Genomic DNA, 24,463 nt, shown 5'->3' on the forward strand with positions numbered 1-24,463 from the left:
AGCAGTTGAAAAAACCAATATTGCTCAACAACACATTTCCGCGCGGCTTTCGGCCCCCGCGACGACAGACCCGCGTCAGATGCCGGCCGCCGCGTTATCATGCCGCCCTTGAAGATCTACCCTGGATTTAAGGAACGGCATGACACCCTGGCTGACGGTTGTGGGAATCGGTGAAGACGGCTTCAAGGGCCTGGGCAAAAATGCCCGGCGGGCCCTGATGGGCGCCTCGCGGATCATCGGCGGCCAGCGGCAACTGGACTTGCTGCCGGTATGCATACGCGGTGAACGCGCGTTGTGGCCAAGCCCGTTTTCCCTCGCGCCGGTACTGGAGCAGCGCGGCGAAGCCGTGTGCGTGCTGGCCAGCGGTGATCCGATGTTCTATGGCGTCGGCGCCAGCCTTGCGCGGCAGGTGCCGAGTGCCGAGATGCTGATCCTGCCGGCACCCTCTTCCTGTTCGCTGGCCGCCGCCCGGCTCGGCTGGCCGTTGCAGGATGTAGTGACACTGTCGCTGGTCGCGCGACCTTTGGCAGCACTCAATGCGCAGCTGTTCAGTGGCGTACGCCTGTTGCTGCTGAGCAATGACCGGCAAAGTCCGGCGGCGGTCGCGGCGCTGCTGCGCGAGCGCGGATTTGGCGGCAGTCGCCTGAGTGTTCTGGAGCACCTGGGCGGCGACGCCGAGCGGCGCATCGACAGCACTGCCAATGACTGGAACGACCCGGCGATTGCCGATCTGAATGTGATCGCCATCGAATGCCTGGCCGATGCGCAGGCACCGCGCCTGTCGCGTCTGGCCGGACTGCCCGATTCGGCATTCCAGCACGACGGGCAACTGACCAAACGCGATGTCCGCGCCATCACCCTCGCCCGCCTCGCGCCGATCCCCGGCGAACTGCTGTGGGATGTCGGCGGCGGTTGCGGCTCGATCGGCATCGAATGGATGCGCGCGCACCCCAGCTGCCGTGCAATTGCCATCGAGGCGGACGAAGGCCGACAGGCCTTGATCGAACACAACCGCGACGCGTTGGGCGTACCCGGTCTGCAATTGGTGCGGGGCCGCGCACCGCAGGCGCTCGCCGGGCTGGAGCGCCCCGACGCGATCTTCATCGGCGGCGGCGTGACCCGTGAGGGCGTGTTTGCAACCTGCTGGGATCAACTCAAACCCGGTGGTCGACTGGTGGCCAACGCCGTGACCCTGCAAAGCGAAGTCACCCTGATGAACTGGCGCGAACGCCACGGCGGCGAACTGACCCGAATCCACGTTGCCCAGGCGCAACCGCTGGGTGAGTTCGACACGTGGCGGCAGGCGCTGCCGATCACCTTGCTCGATCTGGTCAAACCCCTCGATGCGTGACGAAACCGCCGAACAACCCGCGCCGCTGCGTAGCGGCCTGACCACCGGCAGCTGCGCCACCGCCACCAGCCTTGCCGCCGCGCGTCTGCTGCTCGGCGGTACCTCGGCGGATGCGGTGCAGATCGTCCTGCCCAAGGGCAAGCAGGTGCAGATGCGTCTGGAGTTTTGCCGCTTGACCGCCGACGGCGCCGAGGCCGGGACGATCAAGGATGCCGGCGACGACCCTGACGTGACCCACGGTGCGCTGCTCTATTCACACGTGCGGCTGCTGGACGCGCCGGGGATTCGCTTCATCGCGGGCACAGGTGTCGGCACCGTGACCCGGCCGGGGCTGGTGCTCGGCGTCGGTGAGCCGGCAATCAACCCGGTGCCGCGCAAGATGATCAGCGATCACTTGAGCCTGCTCGCCGCCGAAAGCGGTTATGGCGGCGGCTTCGAGGTCACGGTCAACGTCGAGGGCGGCGAAGCGCTGGCGTTGAAAACCATGAATCCGCGTCTGGGCATTCTCGGTGGTTTGTCGATCCTCGGCACCAGCGGCATCGTCCGGCCGTTTTCCTGCGCGGCGTACATCGCCTCGATCCATCAGGGCATCGACGTCGCCAAAACCAATGGCTACCTGCACATTGCCGCGTGCACCGGCAACGCCAGCGAAGACACCATGCGCCGGGTCTACGACCTTCCGGAAATCGCCTTGATCGAAATGGGCGACTTTGTCGGTGCGGTGCTCAAGCACCTGCGCAAAGTGCCGGTGGATAAACTCAGCCTGTGCGGCGGCTTCGGCAAGATCAGCAAACTGGCGGCCGGGCACATGGATCTGCACTCCCGCCATTCCAGCATCGACCTGCCGCAACTGGCCGAATGGGCGGCGGCGATTGGCGCCGATCAGGCGTTGCAGCAAAGTATTCGTGAAGCGAATACCAGTCAGCAGGCCTTGGCGATGGCCAGTGCGGCAGGCGTGGCCCTTGGCGATGAAGTCTGTCGCCACGCGCTGACTTTCGCCCGCAGCGTGGTGCCGGCGCAGGTTCAGGTCGAAGTGTTTGCGATTGATCGCCAGGGCGGCATTGTCGGCCACGCCGGAGGTTTTGCATGAAGCGCATTCTGTTGCTGGGCGGCGTCACCGAAGCCCTGGCCATCGCCCGTACGTTGGGGCCAGAACACATCTACAGCCTGGCCGGCGTGGGCCGGGTACCGACCGACCTGATCTGCCAGGTACGTGTCGGCGGCTACGGCGGGGCCGAAGGGCTCGCGCAGTTCATTCGCGACGAAGGCATCGACCTGCTGCTCGACGCGACCCACCCCTACGCCGCGCAAATCAGCCACAACGCCGCGCGCGCCGCGCAACTGACCGGCATCCCTTGCTGGGCCTTGCGCCGCCCCGCATGGCAGCCGCAACCGGGCGATGACTGGCGCGAAGTCAGCGACTGGGCCGAACTGACCGCAGCCCTCAAACCGTTCCGCCGCCCGCTGTTCACCCTCGGCCGCGAACCGCTGCAACACCTCGATGAAATCCCTGCCAGCCAGTTCTGGACCCTGCGCGCCCTCGACGTCTACCCCGGCAACGAACGCTGCGAAGTGATCGGCGCCCGTGGGCCATTTCTGCTTGCGGAAGAACGCGCGCTCTTCGAGCGCCGGCAGATCGATGTCCTGATCAGCAAGAACAGCGGCAGCACCGCGACCGAGCCAAAACTGGAAGTGGCGCGGGAGTTGCGCGTGCCGGTGCTGGTGTTGAAGCGGCCGATGTTGCCGGGGGTTGATCGGGAGTTTGTGACGACGGCTGAAGTCTTCGCTGCCCTTGCCGCCTTCACCCGGCTTTAGCCAGGTGCAGAGTTCGAATACGCCTTCGCGGGCAAGCCCGTTCCCACAGTGGTCGGCGCCGACTGCATAGTTTGTGTATGCCAGGGATCCTGTGGGAGCGGGCTTGCTCGCGAAGGCGTGCGACCTGACAGCTCGTATCCTGAACGTTAAAAAGCAGATCAAAAGATCGCAGCCTCGTTCCACTCGTCAGCTCCTACAGGATCGGCGGATGAGTCTGGCGTTGCACATTTCCACCGCTACACTCATTTCCATTGATCTGCGACACCAAACCGCACGACGCCTTTTTACTTATCGGCCCTGATCAGGCTAAATAGCCCGCGCCTGATCGCCCACCCAACGGATCTTTCCCATGAACCGACACCGGCTCGCATTTGCCTGGATCGCCTGCTTTGCAGTGCTGTTCAACATGCTCGCCATGCCGATGACCGGGGCGCTGGCGCAGGCGGCCAATTCACCGGCCGAACAATTGCTGTGGAGCAGTTTCTGCACCGGCAGCGGGACGAAAATGGTGGCGATCAACATCGGCACCCCGGAGCAGAAAGCCCCGTCCAATGACAGCCATTCCAACATGCAGCATTGCTGGTGCTGCTCGGGTTCAGCGCCGCTGGTGGCGTTGCCGGGGCATGCGCCGCAGCTGTATTTCGCCCGCTACGAAAGCAATCGCAGCGTGGCGCCGCCCTCGTTGCAAACACCGACACCGCGCCAGCAATGGCCGAGCCTTAATCCGCGCGCCTCGCCTCTGGTTTGATTTGTTCTCGCAATTGACCTGCGTATCAAATCGTTCTGGAGAACTGCCATGTTGAACAAACTCTTCGTCATCGCCGCGCTGTTGCTGCCGGCGTGCTTCGCCCATGCCCACGAATACAAGGCCGGTGAGCTGGAAATCGCTCACCCATGGTCGCAGGAGCTGCCGCCCAACGCGCCAACCGTCGCCGCTTATTTTGTGATCAGTAATCCCGGCAAGACCGACGATCGCCTGCTCAGCGTCGACTCGCCGATCACCGCCGAAGCGCAACTGCATGAGCATGTAATGCAGGGCGACCTGATGAAAATGCAGCAAGTGCCCAACGTGGTGATCCCGGCCGGCGGCAAAGTGACGTTCGCGCCGATGGCCTATCACGTGATGCTGCTCAACCCGAAAGACCGCAGCCTGCTCAGCGACGGCAAACGCTTCCCGCTGACCCTGCATTTCGAAAAGGCCGGCAACGTTACCGTCGAAGTCGCGGTGCAGAAGAAACCACCGGAAACCAAGGCACACGATCACGCCCAGTAACCGATCCGGCTGACCACGCCCGTGCGCCCGCAACGCGCCGGGGCGTCCAGCAAGCATCGCCAGAGTCAGACTCTGACCCGCGGTAGCTGGATCGCCCTGTTCGCCATGTTGATGATCTTCATCGGCCCGCTGATTTCTCAGTCGATGCCGATGGATCAGCACGCCTCGAGTTCCATGCCGATGAGCATGGACACGGCCATGCCGGGCATGGATCACGGCGATCACGACACACAGCCCAGTGCCGAACACTGTCCGCCGCAATCCTCGCACCACGCCCTGTGGGAAAAGTGTGGTTATTGCAGCCTGCTGTTCAACTGCCCGGCGCTGACCGGTGGCGGCGCGTTCGCAACATTCAGCATCGCCCACGTCAACACATTCGTCCCATCCTCCCCGCGTCTGGGCCATGCCCGGCAGACCTTCTTCCCTGGCGCCCGCACCCGCGCCCCGCCCGTCGCCGCGTAAACACCGCACCTTTGATTGCACACGGTCGAGAAGACAGCTTCAGGCTGCCGGCCGTGTCGTTTACGACTGTTTGATGGAAATTGTCATGTCCAGGTTTTCTGCTGTTCCACGCCCGGGTTCTGCCCAGGCGTCCTTCGCGCTGAACGCATCACGCATTCGTTTCTCGCACGCCACCGCCGCCCTTTGCGGCGTCCTGCTGTCCCCGCTGGTGCTGGCCGATGACCACGCCGGTCACGTTGATGAACTGAGCCCGACGGTGATCACCGCGATCGCCCCCAGTTCGCCATTGACCATCGTCACCACCCCCAAGGACCCGCGCCAACCGGTGCCGGCCAGCGACGGCGGCGATTACCTGAAGACCATTCCCGGCTTCGCCCTGGTGCGCAATGGCGGCACCAATGGCGACCCGGTGCTGCGCGGCATGTTCGGTTCGAGGCTGAACATTCTCACCAACGGCAGCATGCTGCTCGGCGCCTGCCCCGGGCGCATGGACGCGCCGACCTCCTACATCTCGCCGGAAACCTACGACAAGCTCACGGTGATCAAAGGCCCGCAAACCGTACTCTGGGGCCCGGGCGCATCGGCGGGCACGATCCTCTTCGACCGTGAGCCGGAAAGCTTCGGCGAACTCGGCACGCGGGTGAATGCCAGCGTGCTGGCCGGTTCCAACGGACGCTTCGACAAAGTTGTCGACGCCGCTGCCGGCGGGCCATTGGGCTACGTGCGAGTGATCGGCAACACCGCGCACTCCGACGACTACCGCGACGGCAACAACGACAGTGTGCCGTCGCGCTACGACAAGTGGAACGGTGACATCGCCGTCGGCTGGACCCCGGACGCCGACACCCTGATCGAGCTGACCGCCGGCAAGGGCGACGGTGAAGCGCGCTACGCCGGACGCGGCATGGACGGTTCGCAGTTCCTGCGCGAAAGCCTCGGCCTGCGCTTCGAAAAATCCAACATCACTGATGTGCTGGAGAAACTCGAAGCACAGGTCTACTACAACTACGCCGACCACGTGATGGACAACTACACCCTGCGCACACCGTCCGGCACCGGGATGATGGCCGGGCCCATGGCGTCCAACGTCGACCGTCGGACCCTCGGCGCGCGGATCAAGGCAACCTGGCGCTGGGCCGACATCCAGCTGATCACCGGCCTCGATGCGCAGACCAACGAACACCGTCAACGCAGCGGCATGGGCATCGACACCTACAAGGATCAGCCGTACACCAAGGACGCCGATTTCCATAACTACGGCGTGTTCAGCGAAATGACCTGGTACGCCGCCGACCGGGACCGGCTGATCACCGGCGCCCGAATCGACCGTGCTTCGGCCAAGGATTACCGGCAGAGCATCGGCTCGGGGATGATGAGCCGCCCCAACCCGACCGCCGACGAGACCCGCGCCGACACCCTGCCCAGCGGTTTCGTGCGCTACGAGCATGACCTGGCCGACACACCGGCCACGCTGTACGCCGGCCTCGGTCACGCGCAGCGCTTTCCGGATTATTGGGAGCTGTTTTCACCGAAGTCCGGCCCGGCCGGTTCGCTGAATGCGTTCGACTCGATCAAACCGGAGAAGACCACCCAGTTCGATTTCGGCGTGAACTACAAGACCGCCGAACTCGAAGCCTGGGCCTCGGGCTACGTCGGTGTGGTGCGCGACTACATCCTGTTCGACTACACGCCGACGATGATGGGCATGAGTACTTCGCGCACGGAAAACATCGACGCACGGATCATGGGTGGCGAACTCGGCGCCGCCTACAAACTCACCGATAACTGGAAAGCCGACGCGACTCTGGCGTACGCCTGGGGCAAGAACAGCAGCGATGGCAAGGCCCTGCCGCAAATGCCGCCACTGGATGCGCGTTTCGGCCTGACCTACAGCGAAGACAACTGGAGTGCCGGGGCGCTGTGGCGCGTGGTCGCGGCGCAAAACCGCATCGACCAGAACAAGGGCAACGTGGTCGGCAAGGACTACGACAAGAGCGGCGGCTTTGGCGTGTTCTCGCTCAACGGCGCCTACCGGATCAACAAGAACTGGAAGGTCAGCACCGGCGTCGACAACCTGTTCGGCAAGGCTTACGCCGAGCACTTGAACCTGGCGGGCAACGCCGGTTTCGGCTACCCGGCCAACGACCCGCAAGCGATCAATGAACCGGGGCGCACGCTCTGGACCAAGGTCGATATGAGTTTCTGACAAGAAAAAATCAAAAGATCGCAGGCTCCTGCAGGGGAGCGCGTAGATCCTGTAGGAGCTGCCGAAGGCTGCGATCTTTTGATCTAAAAAATGATTCGCCAAGCGGAGCAAACGTGATGCAAAAGCCCAAACCGAATTTCTACAACCTGGCCTGGCGCTGGCATTTCTATGCCGGATTATTCGTCGCGCCGTTCATGGTGATGCTGGCCCTGACCGGCATCGTCTACCTGTTCAAACCGCAACTCGACTCACTGATGTACAGCAGCCTGCTCAAGGTTCCGGCCGGGCATCACACGGTGGCGGCCGATGACCTGCTGCAACGGGTCAAGAGCGCTTATCCACAGGGCCAAATCACCCAATATCTACCGCCGGCCAACGCCGAACGCAGCGCTCAGTTTGTCGTCAAGAATGAGGGTCATGAACTCAACGTATTCATCGATCCGTATCACGGCGACATCCTCGGCGAGCAGGATGCGAAGAAAAATCTGCAAGCCGTCGCCCGCGCCATTCACGGCGAGTTGATGATCGGCACCGTGGGTGACCGCTTGATCGAACTCGCCGCCGGTTGGGGTGTGGTGTTGGTGGTGTCCGGGGTGTTCCTGTGGTGGCCGCGCGGGCAGGCCGCCGGGATTCTGTGGCCACGGCTGAACAGTCGCGGTCGGGTGTTGTGGCGTGATCTGCACGCGGTTACCGGGTTCTGGGGCGCCGCACTGTTGCTGGTGATGCTGCTCAGCGGCATGACCTGGACCGGCTTCTGGGGCAAGCAATATGCGCAGGTCTGGAACGTGTTCCCGGCCGCGATGTGGAACAACGTGCCGACCTCCGACATCGAGGCCGGCAGTCTCAACAACGCCGCGCGCCAGACCGTGCCGTGGGCGATGGAAAACACGCCGATGCCGATGTCCGGCGACCACGCCGAACACATGGCCCACGGCGGCATGCAACACGGCCCCGCCGCACCCGCGATCAGCCTGCAAGACGTGCAGAACATCGCCATTGAACGCAAGGTCGAACCGGGCTACAGCATCACCCTGCCGACCACCGCAACCGGTGTGTTCACCATCGCCGTGTTCGCCGACGACCCGCGCAACGATGCGACCCTGCATGTCGATCAGTACACCGGCAAGGTCCTCGCCGATGTGCGTTTCGAGCAGTACGGCGCGGTGGCACGGGCCACGGAAATCGGTGTGATGCTGCATGAGGGCAAGATGTTCGGCACCGTCAACCAGATCGTCGTGCTGCTGATCTGCCTGATGATTCTGCTCAGCGCCGTCAGCGGCGTGGTGATCTGGTGGAAGCGTCGCCCGCAAGACAAGTTCGGCGTGCCGCCGCTGCGCCATGACCTGCCGAAATGGAAAACCGGGGTGGCGATCATGCTCGCTCTTGCCGTGATCTTTCCGCTGGTGGGCGCTTCGCTGGTGCTGGTCTGGCTGCTGGATCGCCTGCTGTTTTCGCGTCTGGGCCGCCAAGCTGAATCTGCCTCAACTTCATCGTGAAGCAGGCGAGATGCGCGTTTCAGACAGATCTTTAAACTGCCGGGGTTTAAACTCCGGCAGTTTTTAGTGTTACTGTATAACGCAAATGTGCCGCTCTGCCCGTCACCCAAAGTGGCGGGTTTTCTTTTGAAGAAGTGATTCACCGCCCCGATGAACAAGTACCTCTTGTCCAGCCTCTGCCTGTTCGCCCTGAACAACGCCAACGCCGACAGCCAGCCGTTGACGCTGCCCGCGGGCACCATCACCGCGCCTGCGCTTGACGAAGAAAATGTCAGCCTGACCACGCCGACCTCCGCCGGTTCGCGCCTGCACCTGACGGCCATGGAGACCCCGGCCAGCGTCGAAAGCCTCAGCGGCGAGCAGGTGCGCGTCCGTGGCGATCGCAGCGTGCAGGACGCCGTGTCGCGCAGCACCGGCATCAGCCGCACCGGCACTCCGGGCGATGGCGGCACCTCGTTGCAGGCACGCGGCTTTACCGGGCAGAGTTCGGTGATGCAGCTGTATGACGGCAACCGCATGTACACCGGCATGGGCACCGTGACCTTTCCGGTCGACACCTGGTCGGTGCAGCGCGTCGACGTGTTGCGCGGCCCGGCCTCGGTGCTGTACGGCGAGGGCGCGACCGGGGCGGTGGTCAACGTAATTCCGAAGAAACCGTTCGAAGGCGACATCGAAAACCACTTGCGCCTCGGCTACGGCTCCTACGACCGTCAGCAGCAGGCATTCGACAGCGGCGGTTCGCTGAGCGACACCCTGAGCTATCGGCTCAATCTCAATCGCCTGCGCAGCAACGGCTGGATTGATCGCGGTGATTCCTCCAGCGATTTCATCAGCGCCGCGTTGCGCTGGCAGGCCAGCGATGATCTGGCCTTCACCCTCGCCCACGATTACGGCGATCAGCGCCCGCAGAACGACTTCGGCACGCCGTTGATCAACGGCCAATTGAAAGACAGCCTGCGCAACAAGAACTACAACGTGCGCGACGACCGGCAGCACTACAACGATCAGTGGACGCGCCTGACCACCGATTGGCAGATCAACGACGCGCTCAGCGCCAGCAACGAGCTGTACTACCTCAAGGCCCGGCGCCGCTGGCAGAACGCCGAGAACTACAACTTCGACACCGCCACGCAACAGCTCAGCCGCAGCGGCTACTTCGGCATCGGCCACCAGCAGGAACAGGTCGGCGACCGCCAGACCTTCACCTTCAAACACTCGCTGCTCGGCCTCGACAGCCAGACCGTGACTGGCGTCGATTACAACCGCATCCGCTTCCAGCTCAACAGCAACTCGCCGTTCAACGACGTGCTGCCGAACGGTCAGGCGCTGGATCTGTATCACCCGCAACCGGGCTATTTCGAAAGCGCCAACCCGTACCGCGACCAGTTCGACAGCACCACCAGACAGATGTCAGTGTTCGGCGAAAACCGCACGCAACTGAGCGAGCGCTGGTCGCTGGTGACCGGCGTGCGCCGTGATTACGTGCACGTTGATCGCAACAACCTGATCGACGATAGCCAGAGCGACAAGACCCTGACCGGCAACAACTGGAAGGCCGGACTGGTGTTTGCCCTGACGCCCGAGACTTCGTTTTACGCTCAGGTCGCGACCAGCACCGACGGCATTGGCGGCCTGATATCCCTGAGCCCGAGTCAGCAGCAATACGACCTGTCGACTGCACGCCAGACCGAGGTCGGCCTGAAGCAGTTGTTCTGGGATCAACGCGGCGAGTTCACCCTGGCGGCCTATCGCATCGTCAAAAAGAAGCTGCTGACCGACGATCCGGGTAACCCGACGCTCAAGCAGCAGGTCGGTCAGCAATCGTCCAACGGTCTTGAAGCCAGCCTCGACCTGCAACTGCCGCACGCCTGGCAACTGCAGGCCAACGCCGCCATCGTCAAGGCCAAGTACGATGACTTCTCCGAAGTGGTCAACGGACAGACGCTGTCGTACAACGGCAATCGCCCGGTGGATGTACCGCGTCGAACCGCCAATCTGTGGCTGAACAAAAACCTCAGTGATGATCTGAAGGCTGGCGCCGGCGTGCGTTATGTCGACGCGCGCTACGCCGACATGGCCAACCGCAACGAGCTGCCGAGTTACACCGTGGTCGATGCGACGCTGTCGTGGCAAGCCTTGCACAACACCACGCTGGGCCTGCAGCTGAACAATCTGTTTGACCGCCGGTACGCACAAAGCCAATACAATGACGGCCAGCAATGGATTCTCGGCGAGCCGAGGTCGTTCTTCGTCACGGCGGATTACACCTTTTAAAAGCTCAAACATTCCTGTGGTGAGGGGATTTATCCCCGATCGGCGGCGAAGCCGTCGCAATCCGATGAATACAGTCTGCTGACAAATCGTGATGACAGGTTTTGGGACCGCTGCGCGGTCCATCGGGGATAAATCCCCTCACCACAAATGATGTAATGAATTCAGGAATTTGATGACCTCGCTAAATCTCGCCAACCTTGCCTGGACACCTCTGGGCCACGGCCACTGCCATCACCAGTTCCAGCTGCGTGATGCCTCGTTGCAGGTGGCCGCCGGTGAGTTTGTCGGGCTGATCGGCCCCAACGGCAGCGGCAAGACCAGCCTGCTGCGCTGCGCCTATCGCTTCAGCCAGCCGGAAAGCGGTGAGGTCAGACTCGATCATCACAACGTATGGAAGCAATCCTCGCGCTGGTGTGCACAACGCATCGCCGTGGTTCTGCAGGAGTTCCCCGATGCGTTTGGCCTGACCGTCGAAGAAGTGGTCGCCATGGGCCGCACGCCGCACAAAGGCCTGTTCGATGGCGACACGCTGGAAGATCGCAATCTGGCGACGCAAGCGCTCAAATCCGTCGGACTCGACGGCTTCGAAGACCATGCGTTCGCCACCCTGTCCGGCGGTGAGAAGCAGCGGGTGATCCTTGCCCGCGCCCTGACCCAGCAACCGCAACTGTTGATCCTCGACGAACCGACCAACCACCTCGACCCGCGTTATCAGCTCGAACTGCTGCAACTGGTCAAACGTCTGCAGATCGGCACCCTCGCCAGCATCCACGACCTGAACCTGGCCGCCGCGTTCTGTGACCGACTGTACGTGATCAACCACGGCCGGATCGTCGCCAGCGGCAGGCCGCCAGAAGTACTGACCACCGAGTTGCTGCGCGACGTGTTCGGCGTCGAGGCGTTGATCGACTCCCATCCCCTCCACGGCTACCCGCGAATCACCTGGATAACCCGACCATGACCGTGCGTTCCCTGCTTTGCGTCGCTTTTTTGTTGTGCAGTGCCCAGGCCTTGGCCGAAGCCACGAAGTACCCGCTGACCGTCCCCAGCTGCAACCGCGAAGTGACCTTCAACGAGGCGCCGAAGCACGCGGTCAGCCACGACATCAACATGACTCAGATGATGCTCGCCCTCGGTCTCAAATCGCGCATGGCCGGTTACAGCGGCGTCAGCGGCTGGAAGTCGGTGACGCCCCAGATGCAGTCGCTGCTCGACGGCTTGCCGGAGCTGGCCGCGAAATATCCGTCGGTGGAAACCCTGCTCAACGCCAACGTCGATTTCTTTTTCGCCGGCTGGGATTACGGCATGCGCGTCGGCGGCGATCTCACCCCGCAGACCCTGCAACCGCTGGGCATCAACGTGTATGAGCTGACCGAGTCCTGCGCCTTCGTGATGAAGCGCCCGGCGGCGACGCTGGATGACACCTACAACGACCTGCGCAATCTCGGGAAGATTTTCGACGTACAGGATCGCGCCAACGCACTGATCGCCGACATGCAGAATCAGGTCGCCGAGATCCGCAAAGACCTGCCCGCCGACAAGCCGCGCGTGTTCCTCTACGACAGTGGCGAAGACCGCGCCATGACCTCCGGCCGACTCGGCATGCCGCAGGCGCTGATCGACGCGGCGGGTGGGCGCAATATTCTCGATGACGTCGACGCGAGCTGGACCCGGGTCAACTGGGAGACCGTGGTCGAACGCAATCCGCAGGTGATCGTGATCGTCGACTACAGCGAAATCACTGCCGAGCAGAAGATCGAATTTCTGCTGAAGAACCCGGCGTTGCAATCGGTGGACGCCATCAAGAACCAGCGTTTCATCGTCATCCCTTACGTGCAGGCCACGCCGGGGATCGATAACGTGCTGGCGGTGGAAACCCTGGCCAAGGGGTTCCACGGCGAATGATCGACCGTCGCTACGCCTTGTTGCTGATCGCCCTCGGCGCCGTGTTGCTGGTGTCGTGCGTGGTGTCGCTCGGCTTTGGCCCGGCGCGGGTGCCGGTGGAGGTGGTGTGGCGGATTCTGCTGCACAAGGCCTTCGGTTTCGGCGAGGTGAGCTGGAGCGCCGGGCAGGAACACATTGTCTGGCTGATCCGTGTGCCGCGCATGTTGCTCGGGGCGTTGGTCGGTGCCGGGCTGGCGTTGATCGGCGCGGTGTTGCAAGCGGTGACGCGCAATCCTCTGGCCGATCCGCACCTGCTCGGCGTCACCTCCGGCGCGACACTCGGCGCAGTGATCGTGGTGCTGCACATAGGTGAGATCGTCGGTCTGCTGACCTTGCCGATTGCTGCTTTCATCGGTGCGTTGCTGAGCATGTTTCTGGTGCTGGGCATTGCCAACCGTCAGGGCCGGCTCGACAGCGATCGCTTATTGCTGTGCGGCGTGGCGGTGTCGTTCGTGATGATGGCGATCGCCAACCTGCTGTTGTTCATGGGCGACCATCGCGCCAGTTCGGCGGTGATGTTCTGGATGCTCGGCGGCCTCGGCCTGGCGCGTTGGGAGCTGCTGGCAATACCCGCGCTGAGCGTGTTGCTCGGCCTCGGCCTGCTGCTGGGCATGGCCCGCCCGTTGAACGCACTGATGGCCGGCGAGCAGACCGCCGTGACCCTCGGCCTGAATGCCCGGGCGGTGCGTTTGCGGGTGTTTGTGATCGCCTCGTTGATGACAGGAGTGCTGGTGTCGATCAGTGGCTCGATCGGCTTTGTCGGACTGATGGTGCCGCACATTGCCCGCCGTCTGGTGGGTGCCGAACATCGCCGTCTGCTGCCGGCCTGCGTACTGCTCGGCAGCCTGTTTCTGGTGTGGGTCGATGTGGCCGCGCGAACCCTGATCGCGCCGGAAGACCTGCCCATCGGCGTTGCCACCGCGGCTATCGGCGGCCTGTTCTTCATCGGCCTGATGCGCCGCCGCTGACACAACACAATCCCCCTGTAGGAGCTGCCGCAGGCTGCGATCTCTTGATCTTGCTTTTGATCATTAGAAATCAAGGTCAAAAGATCGCAGCCTGCGGCAGCTCCTACAGGAATTGTGGGCGCCCCAATCTGGCGCGGCCGCCTGCACCAACGCTCTCTCCGCGTCCCTTCATGGTGCACCCCACCCACGCGCAACCGCTCTAAACCGACATTTTCCTGCCCGATCCCGACCGGGCACAGCCCTTGCAAAACACCCTTCAGTCGTCCGCATCTGCCAACCATAAAAAACTTTAACGTTCATGGAGATCGCACAATGAAGCGTCGCAGTTTGATCAAGGCTTTCACACTCACGGCATCCATTGCCGCGATGGGCATGACCTGGACTGTCCAGGCCGCCGAGACCATCAAGGTGGGGATTCTGCATTCGTTGTCCGGGACCATGGCGATTTCCGAAACGTCGCTCAAGGACATGGCGCTGATGACCATCGACGAGATCAATGCCAAGGGCGGGGTGAACGGCAAGATGCTCGAACCGGTGGTGGTCGACCCGGCATCGAACTGGCCGCTGTTCGCCGAGAAAGGCCGGCAGTTGCTGACCCAGGACAAGGTCGCGGTGGTGTTCGGTTGCTGGACCTCGGTGTCGCGCAAATCGGTGCTGCCGGTGTTCGAAGAACTCAACGGCCTGCTGTTCTACCCGGTGCAATACGAAGGTGAAGAGATGTCGCCGAACGTGTTCTACACCGGCGCTGCGCCGAACCAGCAAGCGATCCCGGCCGTTGAATACCTGATGAGCGAAGAAGGTGGCAGCGCCAAGCGCTTCTTCCTGCTCGGCACCGACTACGTCTACCCGCGCACCACCAACAAGATCCTGCGCTCGTTCCTGCACTCCAAAGGCGTGGCCGACAAGGACATCGAAGAGGTCTACACCCCGTTCGGTCACAGCGACTATCAAACCATCGTCGCCAACATCAAGAAATTCTCCGCCGGCGGCAAGACCGCTGTGATCTCGACGGTCAACGGCGACTCCAACGTGCCGTTCTATAAAGAGCTGGCCAACCAGGGGCTGAAGGCGACCGACGTACCGGTGGTGGCGTTCTCCGTGGGTGAAGAAGAACTGCGCGGCATCGACACCAAACCGCTGGTGGGCAACCTCGCGGCGTGGAACTACTTCGAGTCCGTGGAGAACCCGGTGAACAAAAAGTTCGTCGCTGACTGGAAGGCTTACGCGAAGAAACACAACCTGCCGGGCGCCGACAAAGCGGTGACCAACGACCCGATGGAAGCCACTTACGTCGGCATCCACATGTGGGCGCAGGCGGCGGAGAAAGCCAAGTCCACCGACGTCGACAAAGTCCGCGAAGCACTGGCTGGCCAGACCTTCGCCGCGCCGTCCGGTTACACCCTGACCATGGACAAGACCAACCACCACCTGCATAAGCCGGTGATGATCGGCGAGATCCAGAACGACGGTCAGTTCAACGTCGTGTGGCAGACCGAAGGCCCGATCCGTGCGCAGCCGTGGAGTCCGTTTATCGATGGCAACGACAAGAAACCGGACTATGCGGTGAAGAGCAACTGAGGCGGATTCAATCTTTGAGGCGGGCTTGAGATTTCCCCCTCACCCCAGCCCTCTCCCTCAGGGAGAGGGGGAAAGGGAGCCGATCTTCATACTTTTCAACGTGTGAGCTCGGCTCGAATTCGCAGGTCGCAACACATCGTCCTGACACCTCGGTCAGTCCCCTCTCCCTCCGGGAGAGGGTTAGGGTGAGGGGGCGGTTGAACAGGACACCACTAATGCCCACTGCCATATACCGCTTATTTCTGGCCCTGGCACTGCTGTTGCCGATGGCTGCCTTTGCCGGCGACGCCGAAGACTTCGTCGCCGCCAACCCGGTGCAACAGGCCAAACTGCTGGAAGCCTGGGCCGCGCAGCCCGAGCCGGCGCGTGTCGAGCTGATCAACGCCCTGCAGCAAGGCGAATTGACCCTCGACGGCCAAACCAAAACCCTGCGCCTGAACAACCGCCTGCGGGGTCTGATCGACACCGCTCTGGCCAGCCACCAATTGCTCGCCGCCGACGCCAAAACCCGTCTGACTGCCGCGCAGCAATTGCAGAAAAGCGCGAAACCCGCGCAGCTGAAATTCCTTGACCAGCAACTGGCTGGCGAAAAAGACGAGAACGTCCACGCTGCCCTGAGCCTGGCGCTGGCCAACCTGCAACTGGTGGACAGCGACCCGGCGGTGCGTCTGGCCGCCGTGCGCCTGCTCGGCGAAACCGGCGATCCGCTGGCCCGCACCCGCCTCGAAGGACTGCTCGAACCCGGCGTCGAAAGCGATGCCAGTGTGCGTACCGCCGCCGAAACCAGCCTCGCGCAGGTCAAGCGCAAACTGCTGATCGGCGAAGTACTCGGTCAAGCGTTCAGCGGCATGTCCCTCGGCTCGATTCTGCTGCTCGCGGCCCTCGGTCTGGCGATCACCTTCGGCCTGCTCGGGGTGATCAACATGGCCCACGGCGAGATGCTGATGCTCGGCGCCTACTCGACCTACGTGGTGCAGTTGCTGTTCCAGCGCTACGCGCCACAGGCGATCGAGTTCTATCCGCTGATTGCGTTGCCGGTGGCGTTCTTCGTCACCGCAGCAATCGGCATGGCGCTGGAGCGCACGGTGATTCGACACCTCTATGGCCGACCGCTGGAAACCCTGCTCGCCACTTGGGGCATCAGCCTGATGCTGATTCAGTTGGTGCGCCTGCTGTTCGGCGCGCAGAACGTTGAAGTGGCGAACCCGGCGTGGCTGTCCGGCGGGATTCAGGTGCTGCCGAATCTGGTGCTGCCGTACAACCGCATCGTGATCATCGCCTTCGCCTTGTTCGTGGTGGTGCTGACCTGGCTGCTGCTGAACAAGACCCGACTCGGCCTCAATGTCCGCGCGGTCACGCAGAACCGCAACATGGCCGCCTGCTGCGGCGTGCCCACCGGGCGCGTCGACATGCTCGCCTTTGGCCTCGGCTCGGGCATCGCCGGCCTCGGTGGCGTGGCGCTGAGCCAGATCGGCAACGTCGGCCCGGACCTGGGCCAGAGCTACATCATCGACTCGTTCCTGGTGGTGGTGCTGGGCGGTGTCGGCCAACTCGCCGGCAGCGTACTGGCGGCGTTCGGCCTGGGCATCGCCAACAAGATTCTCGAACCGCAGATCGGTGCGGTGCTCGGCAAGATCCTGATCCTCGCGCTGATCATTCTGTTCATCCAGAAACGTCCGCAAGGCCTCTTCGCACTGAAAGGACGGGTGATCGACTGATGAACCAGCCTCTACTTGTCACGGCCACGCAAAAAGCCGGGCCGAAAGTAACCCTTGCCATCGGCGCGGTGATCCTCGCGCTGTTGATCGCCCTGCCGTTGCTCTCGCTGTTGCCGGCGGACAGCGCGCTGCATGTCTCGGCCTACACCCTGACGCTGGTCGGCAAAATCCTCTGCTACGCCATCGTTGCGCTGGCGCTGGATCTGGTCTGGGGTTACGCCGGGCTGCTGTCGCTGGGCCACGGGCTGTTCTTCGCCCTCGGTGGTTATGCGATGGGCATGTACCTGATGCGCCAGGCCGCCGGTGACGGCTTGCCGGCGTTCATGACCTTTCTGTCGTGGACCGAATTGCCGTGGTACTGGAGCGGCACCAGCAGTTTTATCTGGTCGATGTGTCTGGTGGTGCTGGCGCCAGGTCTGCTGGCGCTGGTGTTCGGTTTCTTTGCCTTCCGCTCGCGGATCAAGGGCGTGTATTTCTCGATCATGACCCAGGCCCTGACTTTCGCCGGCATGCTCCTGTTTTTCCGCAACGAGACCGGCTTCGGCGGTAACAACGGCTTCACCAACTTCCGCACGATTCTCGGCTTCGGCATCACTGAACCGGGTACCCGCGCGGTGCTGTTTCTGGCCACCGTGCTGTTGCTGGTGGCGAGTCTGTTCATCGGCTGGCGTCTGGCGCAGAGCAAGTTCGGCCGGGTGCTGACCGCGCTGCGCGATGCGGAAAACCGCCTGATGTTCTGCGGCTACGACCCGCGCGGTTTCAAGCTGTTTGTCTGGGTCTTGAGCGCGGTGCTGTGCGGTCTGGCCGGGGCGTTGTACGTACCGCAAGTGGGGATCATCAACCCCAGCGAAATGTCGCCGACCAATTCGATCGAAGCGGCGGTGTGGGTCGCCCTTGGCGGACGCGGAACCTTGATCGGGCCGCTGCTCGGCGCCGGTGTGGTCAACGGCATGAAGAGCTGGTTCACCGTGGCTTTCCCCGAATACTGGCTGTTCTTCCTCGGCGCACTGTTCATCGTCGTGACCTTGTATTTGCCCAAAGGTGTGATCGGCCTGCTGAAGAAACGAGGTGAACAATGAGAGTCACTGCGAGTGCTGAATTCATGCTCGAACCGGCGTTTTTCCCCGTAGAACCGAACAAGGACGAAGGCACCAGCCGTGACTCGATCGGCCTCGGCCAACGCGTCGGCCCGGGCCTCGACACCCGCCACGGCACGATCCTGACCCTGGAAGATATCAGCGTCAGCTTCGACGGCTTTCGCGCGCTGAACAATCTGAACCTGTACATCGGTGTCGGCGAACTGCGCTGCATCATCGGCCCCAACGGCGCGGGCAAGACCACGCTGATGGACGTGATCACCGGCAAGACCCGCCCCAGTCACGGCAAAGCCTGGTTCGGCGAAACCCTCGACCTGACGCAGATGAGCGAAGTGCAGATCGCCCAGGCCGGGATCGGCCGCAAGTTTCAGAAACCGACGGTGTTCGAAGCCCTCAGCGTGTTCGAAAACCTGGAACTGGCGCAGAAAACCGACAAGTCGGTGTGGGCCAGTTTGCGTGCACGCCTGAGCGGCGAGCAGCGCGAGCGCATCAGCGAAGTGCTGGAAACCATTCGCCTGACCACCTCGGTCAATCGCCCGGCGGGCTTGCTCTCTCACGGCCAGAAGCAGTTTCTGGAGATCGGCATGTTGCTGATGCAAGACCCGCAACTGCTGCTGCTCGACGAACCGGTGGCGGGCATGACCGATGCCGAAACCGAATTCACCGCAGAGCTGTTCAAGTCGCTGGCCGGCAAGCATTCGCTGATGGTGGTGGAGCACGACATGGGCTTCGTGGGCTCGATTGCCGACCATGTGACGGTGCTGCATCAGGGCAGCGTGCTGGCGGAAGGGTCGCTGGAGCAGGTGCAGGAAAACGAGCGGGTGATCGAGGTCTACCTCGGCCGCTGATGATTGCGAATACAAAACCTGTGGGAGCGAGCCTGCTCGCGAAAGCGGTGCATCAGACGATGAACATGCTGAATGTCACACCGCATTCGCGAGCAGGCTCGCTCCCACAGGGTTCTGTGTGCAACAGAAGGAATTTGAGAATGCTGCAAGTCGACAAGCTGCACCAGTACTACGGCGGTAGCCACATCCTGCGCGGCCTGAGCTTTGACGTGAACGTCGGCGAAGTCACCTGCCTGCTTGGGCGCAACGGCGTGGGCAAGACCACCCTGCTCAAATGCCTGATGGGCCTGTTGCCGGCCAAGGAAGGCGTGGTGAACTGGGAGGGCAAGGCAATCACCACGCTCAAGCCGCACCAGCGCGTGCACGCCGGGATCGCCTATGTGCCACAGGGCCGGGAAATCTTCGGCCGGCTCACGGTGGAAGAGAATCTGCTGATGGGTTTGTCGCGGTTTCCCGGCAGTGAAGCGAAGGAAGTCCCAGATTTCATCTACGAATTGTTCCCAGTGCTGCTACAAATGAAGCAGCGCCGCGGCGGCGACCTCTCCGGCGGCCAGCAACAGCAGCTCGCTATCGGGCGCGCCCTGGCCAGTCGTCCGCGTTTGCTGATCCTCGACGAACCCACCGAAGGCATCCAGCCCTCGGTGATCAAGGAGATCGGCGCCGTAATCAAGAAGCTCGCGGCGCGGGGCGACATGGCCATTTTGCTGGTGGAGCAGTTCTACGATTTCGCTGCGGAGCTGGCCGATCAATACCTGGTGATGTCCCGGGGCGAGATCGTGCAACAGGGTCGCGGCGAAAATATGGAGGCCGAGGGTGTACGAGGTCTGGTAACAATTTAATCTGTAGCTTCCTAACGATAATCACAAACCATGAACTTACCGCTTCCCACTGCCCTGTTTACCCCGAGCTGGCACGCCGAGCTGGAACTGGCCTACGCCCGCTTCGGTGACTGCACGCGCCCGGTCAAGCGCCGGCATCTGGGACCGCTGCGGGTGCAGAAGCACCTGTACGCCGAAGGCCCCGAGGTCTGCCAACACATCATCGTCCACCCACCGGGCGGGATCGCCGGCGGAGATCGGCTGAACATCAGCGCCCGCGTCGAAGCAGACGCCTGGGCGCAGATCACCAGCCCCGGCGCCGCCAAGTGGTATCGCGCGGCAGGGCCGGCGTATCAACAGCTCGATCTGCAAGTCGCGGCCGGCGCCACTCTGGAGTGGCTGCCGCAGGAAACCATCGTCTACAGCGCCGCTCAGGCTGAACTCACCACTTCGATCGAGCTTGAGGGCGATGCGCGGCTGTTCTACTGGGACGTGGTGGCGCTGGGCCGACCGGCCAGTGGGGAGCGCTTCGACCTCGGACACTTTCAAGCGCATCTGGATATCCGCCGCGACGGGCGATTGCTCTGGCACGAGCGTCAGAGGATTACTGGCGGTGACGGTTTGCTGGATTCGCCCATCGGCCTGGATGGCCATCCGGTGTTCGCCACGCTGTTGGTCACCGGTGAAATCGACGCCGAGCTGCTGGAGCGCTGTCGTTCGCTGACGCATGCCGTGCGCGGGGATTTGACCCAGTTGCCGGGGCTGTTGGTTGCCCGCTGCCTGGCGAGCGAGGCACTGCTGGCCCGCGCCTGGCTGATCGACCTGTGGCGCCTGCTGCGCCCGGCCCTGCTCGGTCGCGAGGCCCAGCCACCACGAATCTGGAACACCTGAAATGCACTCCAATGTGGGAGCGAGCCTGCTCGCGAAAGCGCTTTATCTGTCACCTCAAATATTGAATGTGCCGGCGCCTTCGCGAGCAGGCTCGCTCCCACAGGGATCTGTGCCAACAGTCCCGACCCTTTTCAATCTGCCCTGATGGATACCCGCAATGGACCTGACCCCACGCGAAAAAGACAAGTTGCTGATCTTCACCGCCGGCCTCGTCGCCGAGCGCCGACTGGCCCGTGGTGTGAAGCTCAACTACCCGGAAGCGATGGCCTACATCTCCGCCGCGCTGCTCGAAGGCGCCCGTGACGGCCAGACCGTGGCCGAGCTGATGCACTACGGCACCACCCTGTTGAGCCGCGAGCAAGTGATGGAAGGCATTCCGGAAATGATCCCGGAGATCCAGGTCGAAGCGACGTTCCCCGACGGCACCAAACTGGTCACCGTCCACCAACCGATCGTATGAGGACTCGCCATGACCTACACCATTCGCGATGCCCTGCACGCCGACCTGCCGGCGATCCGTGACATCTACAACGACGCGGTGCTCAACACCACGGCGATCTGGAACGAGTCGGCGGTCGACCTCGGCAACCGCCAGGCGTGGTTCAGCGCCCGTCAGGCCCAGGCCTACCCGATTCTGGTGATCGTCGACGCCGACAACGTGGTGCTCGGCTACGCTTCCTTTGGCGACTGGCGGCCGTTCGACGGTTTCCGCCATACCGTCGAGCACTCGGTCTACGTCCGTAGTGACCAGCGCGGCAATGGCCTTGGCCCGCAACTGATGACTGCTTTGATCGAGCGGGCCAAAGCCTGCGACAAGCATGTGATGGTCGCCGCCATCGAAAGTGGCAATGCCGCTTCCATTCGTCTGCATGAACGCGCCGGTTTCAGCATCACCGGACAGATGCCGCAAGTCGGCACCAAGTTCGGTCGCTGGCTCGACCTGACCTTCATGCAACTGACCCTCAACCCTGGCGCGCAGCCGCCGGTCGCCAACAAGGAGTGACACGCGATGAACCCCGCCCAACTGCGACGCGTCAATGCGGAAAGTTTTGCGCACTATCGTCAGGGCCTGATTGATCTGCTGCTCGACGCCGTGGGTTATGGCGCCAGCGTCGGCTTCATGGCCGACCTCGATGCCGCGCAGGCCCGCGCCTATTTCGATGAAGTGCAGCAACAGGTGAACAAGGGCAGCGTGTTGCTCTGGGTGGTGGTCAAGGATGAAGAGGTGCAGGCCAGCGTGCAGTTGGGTCTGTGCCAGAAAGCCAACGGCCTCAATCGCGCTGAAGTGCAAAAACTGCTGGTGCGCGAACAGGCGCGGCGGCGAGGCCTCGGTCAGCAATTGATGAACGCGCTGGAACTCGAAGCGGCCAAGCACAAGCGCGGCATGCTCTACCTCGACACCGAGGCCGGCTCGCCCGCCGAAGAGTTCTACAAGGCCCTGGGCTACACCCGCGCCGGTGAAATTCCCGATTACGCCTGCGACCCGCACGGCACGTACCGTCCGACCGCCCTCTACTACAAGATTCTGCAAGGAGCCCGGCCATGATTCCCGGCCAGTACCAGATCCAGCCCGGCGACATCGAACTGAATGTCGGCCGCCGCACCCTCAGCCTGAAAGTCGCCAACAGCGGTGACCGGCCGATTCAGGTCGGTTCGCACTATCACTTTTTCGAAACCAACGATGCGCTGACCTTCGACCGCGCCGCCAGCCGTGGCATGCGCCTGAACATCCCCGCCGGCACCGCCGTGCGCTTCGAGCCGGGACAAAGCCGCGAGGTCGAGCTGGTGGAGTACGCCGGGCATCGGCGGGTGTTCGGCTTTGCCGGGCGGGTCATGGGTGATCTCTGAATTTTGCGGTGCCTCCATCGCGAGCAGGCTCGCTCCCACATTAAACCGAGTTCCTCCAGATGGAATCCGATCCCCTGTGGGAGCGAGCCTGCTCGCGAAAGTGAGCGCAGCGAACGATCTCAAAACCAATTGAATTCCAAGGCGAACACATGAAGATCTCGCGTCAAGCCTACGCCGACATGTTCGGCCCCACCGTCGGCGACAAGGTGCGCCTGGCGGACACCGAGTTGTGGATCGAAGTCGAAAAAGACTTCACCACCTACGGCGAAGAAGTGAAGTTCGGCGGCGGCAAAGTCATCCGTGACGGCCAGGGCCAGAGCCAGTTGCTCGCCGCCGAAGTGGTCGACACGTTGATCACCAATGCGCTGATCATCGACCACTGGGGCATCGTCAAAGCCGACGTCGGTCTCAAGGACGGGCGCATCGCCGCGATCGGCAAGGCCGGCAACCCGGACGTACAACCGAACGTGACCATCGCCATCGGCGCCAGCACCGAAGTGATCGCCGGTGAAGGCATGATCCTCACTGCCGGCGGCATCGACACGCACATCCACTTCATCTGCCCGCAGCAGATCGAAGAAGCGCTGATGAGCGGCGTCACCACCATGATCGGCGGCGGCACGGGGCCGGCGACCGGCACCAACGCCACCACCTGCACCTCCGGCCCGTGGCACCTGGCGCGGATGCTCCAGGCCGCCGACGCGTTCCCGATGAACATCGGCCTCACCGGCAAGGGCAACGCCAGCCTGCCGGAGCCGCTGATCGAGCAGGTCAAGGCCGGGGCCATCGGCCTCAAGCTGCACGAAGACTGGGGCACCACCCCGGCGAGCATCGACAATTGCCTGAGTGTCGCCGACCAGTACGACGTACAAGTGGCGATCCACACCGACACCCTCAACGAGTCCGGTTTCGTCGAAACCACCTTGGGCGCGTTCAAGGGCCGCACCATCCACACCTATCACACCGAAGGTGCCGGTGGCGGCCATGCACCGGACATCATCAAGGCCTGCGGTTTCCCTAACGTGCTGCCGAGCTCGACCAACCCGACCCGGCCGTTCACCCGCAACACCATCGACGAACACCTCGACATGCTGATGGTCTGCCACCACCTCGACCCGAGCATCGCCGAGGACGTGGCGTTCGCCGAAAGCCGTATCCGCCGCGAGACGATTGCCGCCGAAGACATCCTCCACGACCTCGGTGCGTTCTCGATGATCAGCTCCGACAGCCAGGCCATGGGCCGTGTCGGCGAAGTCATCACGCGCACCTGGCAGACCGCCGACAAGATGAAAAAGCAGCGCGGCCCGCTGCCCCAGGACGGCGAAGGCAACGACAACTTCCGCGCCAAGCGCTACATCGCCAAATACACGATCAACCCGGCGATCACCCACGGCATCAGCCATGAGGTGGGCTCGGTGGAGGTCGGCAAATGGGCCGACCTGGTGCTCTGGCGCCCGGCGTTCTTCGGCGTAAAACCGACGCTGATCCTCAAGGGCGGCGCCATCGCTGCCAGCCTGATGGGCGACGCCAATGCGTCGATCCCAACCCCGCAACCGGTGCACTACCGCCCGATGTTCGCCAGCTACGGCGGCTCGCTGCACGCCACCAGCCTGACGTTCATCAGCCAGGCCGCACAGGAGGCCGGGCTGCCCGAGGCATTGGGCCTGAAGAAGAAAATCGGCGTGGTCAAAGGCTGCCGCGATGTGCAGAAAACCGACCTGATCCACAACGATTACCTGCCGAACATCGACGTCGATCCGCAGACCTATCAGGTCAAGGCCGACGGTGTGCTGCTGTGGTGTGAACCGGCGGAAACCTTGCCGATGGCTCAGCGTTACTTCCTGTTCTGACACACGGCAAAAGGCCCCCGACCCGC

23 protein-coding genes are annotated in these 24,463 nt (G+C 62.9%); all 23 read left to right on the forward strand.

The window, feature by feature from the left end; all coding sequences use genetic code 11:
* Window positions 1–139 precede the first annotated feature (139 nt).
* Window positions 140–1,351 (forward strand): precorrin-6y C5,15-methyltransferase (decarboxylating) subunit CbiE, encoded by a 1,212-nt coding sequence (cbiE, locus tag ACM6HV_RS11245; protein ID WP_414904213.1) that lies wholly within the window; start codon window positions 140–142, stop codon window positions 1,349–1,351.
* Entirely contained in the window at window positions 1,344–2,441 is a 1,098-nt protein-coding gene (locus ACM6HV_RS11250; RefSeq protein WP_414904214.1) for a cobalt-precorrin-5B (C(1))-methyltransferase, read from the forward strand. Before cbiE ends, ACM6HV_RS11250 begins: the two co-directional genes overlap by 8 nt.
* Window positions 2,438–3,166 (forward strand): cobalt-precorrin-6A reductase, encoded by a 729-nt coding sequence (locus ACM6HV_RS11255; RefSeq protein WP_414904215.1) that lies wholly within the window; start codon window positions 2,438–2,440, stop codon window positions 3,164–3,166. Before ACM6HV_RS11250 ends, ACM6HV_RS11255 begins: the two co-directional genes overlap by 4 nt.
* A gap of 349 nt (window positions 3,167–3,515) precedes the next feature.
* Entirely contained in the window at window positions 3,516–3,914 is a 399-nt protein-coding gene (locus tag ACM6HV_RS11260; protein WP_414904216.1) for a DUF2946 domain-containing protein, read from the forward strand.
* 48 nt (window positions 3,915–3,962) lie between these two features.
* Entirely contained in the window at window positions 3,963–4,439 is a 477-nt protein-coding gene (locus ACM6HV_RS11265; RefSeq protein WP_145596206.1) for a copper chaperone PCu(A)C, read from the forward strand.
* Window positions 4,440–4,460: 21 nt separating this feature from the next.
* The gene (locus ACM6HV_RS11270; protein WP_414904217.1) at window positions 4,461–4,901 is read left to right on the forward strand and encodes a DUF2946 domain-containing protein; all 441 of its coding nucleotides are present in this window, start codon (window positions 4,461–4,463) and stop codon (window positions 4,899–4,901) included.
* An 85-nt stretch (window positions 4,902–4,986) separates the two neighbouring features.
* A complete protein-coding gene (locus tag ACM6HV_RS11275) occupies window positions 4,987–7,107 on the forward strand; it encodes a TonB-dependent copper receptor (protein ID WP_414904218.1) in 2,121 nt (706 codons plus the stop codon).
* Between the two features lie 116 nt (window positions 7,108–7,223).
* Entirely contained in the window at window positions 7,224–8,603 is a 1,380-nt protein-coding gene (locus tag ACM6HV_RS11280) for a PepSY-associated TM helix domain-containing protein (protein WP_414904219.1), read from the forward strand.
* 150 nt (window positions 8,604–8,753) lie between these two features.
* Complete coding sequence (locus ACM6HV_RS11285; protein ID WP_414904220.1) at window positions 8,754–10,877, forward strand: TonB-dependent receptor; 2,124 nt, start codon at window positions 8,754–8,756, stop codon at window positions 10,875–10,877.
* 172 nt (window positions 10,878–11,049) lie between these two features.
* Window positions 11,050–11,838, forward strand: a complete 789-nt coding sequence (locus tag ACM6HV_RS11290; RefSeq protein ID WP_414904221.1) for an ABC transporter ATP-binding protein — start codon at window positions 11,050–11,052, stop codon at window positions 11,836–11,838.
* Window positions 11,835–12,782 carry an ABC transporter substrate-binding protein gene (locus ACM6HV_RS11295; RefSeq protein WP_414904222.1) on the forward strand — a complete coding sequence of 316 codons (948 nt, stop codon included), beginning with the start codon at window positions 11,835–11,837 and terminating at the stop codon, window positions 12,780–12,782. The genes ACM6HV_RS11290 and ACM6HV_RS11295 overlap by 4 nt, the downstream gene beginning before the upstream one ends.
* The gene (locus ACM6HV_RS11300; RefSeq protein ID WP_414904223.1) at window positions 12,779–13,789 is read left to right on the forward strand and encodes a FecCD family ABC transporter permease; all 1,011 of its coding nucleotides are present in this window, start codon (window positions 12,779–12,781) and stop codon (window positions 13,787–13,789) included. Before ACM6HV_RS11295 ends, ACM6HV_RS11300 begins: the two co-directional genes overlap by 4 nt.
* Before the next feature lie 312 nt (window positions 13,790–14,101).
* On the forward strand, window positions 14,102–15,367 hold the full coding sequence (gene urtA / locus ACM6HV_RS11305; RefSeq protein WP_027613564.1) for an urea ABC transporter substrate-binding protein: 1,266 nt from the start codon (window positions 14,102–14,104) through the stop codon (window positions 15,365–15,367).
* Window positions 15,368–15,582: 215 nt separating this feature from the next.
* Window positions 15,583–17,085 (forward strand): urea ABC transporter permease subunit UrtB, encoded by a 1,503-nt coding sequence (gene urtB, locus ACM6HV_RS11310; RefSeq protein ID WP_414904224.1) that lies wholly within the window; start codon window positions 15,583–15,585, stop codon window positions 17,083–17,085.
* A complete protein-coding gene (gene urtC, locus ACM6HV_RS11315) occupies window positions 17,085–18,164 on the forward strand; it encodes an urea ABC transporter permease subunit UrtC (protein ID WP_330207421.1) in 1,080 nt (359 codons plus the stop codon). Before urtB ends, urtC begins: the two co-directional genes overlap by 1 nt.
* Window positions 18,161–19,030, forward strand: coding sequence for an urea ABC transporter ATP-binding protein UrtD (urtD, locus tag ACM6HV_RS11320; RefSeq protein ID WP_103368047.1), 870 nt, complete (start codon window positions 18,161–18,163; stop codon window positions 19,028–19,030). The genes urtC and urtD overlap by 4 nt, the downstream gene beginning before the upstream one ends.
* Before the next feature lie 140 nt (window positions 19,031–19,170).
* On the forward strand, window positions 19,171–19,869 hold the full coding sequence (urtE, locus tag ACM6HV_RS11325) for an urea ABC transporter ATP-binding subunit UrtE (RefSeq protein ID WP_414904225.1): 699 nt from the start codon (window positions 19,171–19,173) through the stop codon (window positions 19,867–19,869).
* A gap of 30 nt (window positions 19,870–19,899) precedes the next feature.
* The gene (locus tag ACM6HV_RS11330; RefSeq protein WP_414904226.1) at window positions 19,900–20,739 is read left to right on the forward strand and encodes an urease accessory protein UreD; all 840 of its coding nucleotides are present in this window, start codon (window positions 19,900–19,902) and stop codon (window positions 20,737–20,739) included.
* Between the two features lie 157 nt (window positions 20,740–20,896).
* A complete protein-coding gene (gene ureA / locus ACM6HV_RS11335) occupies window positions 20,897–21,199 on the forward strand; it encodes an urease subunit gamma (RefSeq protein ID WP_003221215.1) in 303 nt (100 codons plus the stop codon).
* Window positions 21,200–21,208: 9 nt separating this feature from the next.
* A complete protein-coding gene (locus tag ACM6HV_RS11340) occupies window positions 21,209–21,742 on the forward strand; it encodes a GNAT family N-acetyltransferase (RefSeq protein WP_041065554.1) in 534 nt (177 codons plus the stop codon).
* A 6-nt stretch (window positions 21,743–21,748) separates the two neighbouring features.
* On the forward strand, window positions 21,749–22,285 hold the full coding sequence (locus ACM6HV_RS11345) for a GNAT family N-acetyltransferase (protein WP_047291019.1): 537 nt from the start codon (window positions 21,749–21,751) through the stop codon (window positions 22,283–22,285).
* The gene (locus ACM6HV_RS11350) at window positions 22,282–22,587 is read left to right on the forward strand and encodes an urease subunit beta (RefSeq protein ID WP_098966985.1); all 306 of its coding nucleotides are present in this window, start codon (window positions 22,282–22,284) and stop codon (window positions 22,585–22,587) included. Before ACM6HV_RS11345 ends, ACM6HV_RS11350 begins: the two co-directional genes overlap by 4 nt.
* Before the next feature lie 149 nt (window positions 22,588–22,736).
* Window positions 22,737–24,437 (forward strand): urease subunit alpha, encoded by a 1,701-nt coding sequence (ureC, locus tag ACM6HV_RS11355; protein ID WP_198759479.1) that lies wholly within the window; start codon window positions 22,737–22,739, stop codon window positions 24,435–24,437.
* The last annotated feature ends 26 nt before the right edge of the window (window positions 24,438–24,463 follow it).

The organism is Pseudomonas sp. IT-P260 (assembly GCF_949768395.1).
Classification (GTDB): Bacteria; Pseudomonadota; Gammaproteobacteria; order Pseudomonadales; family Pseudomonadaceae; genus Aquipseudomonas; species Aquipseudomonas parakoreensis.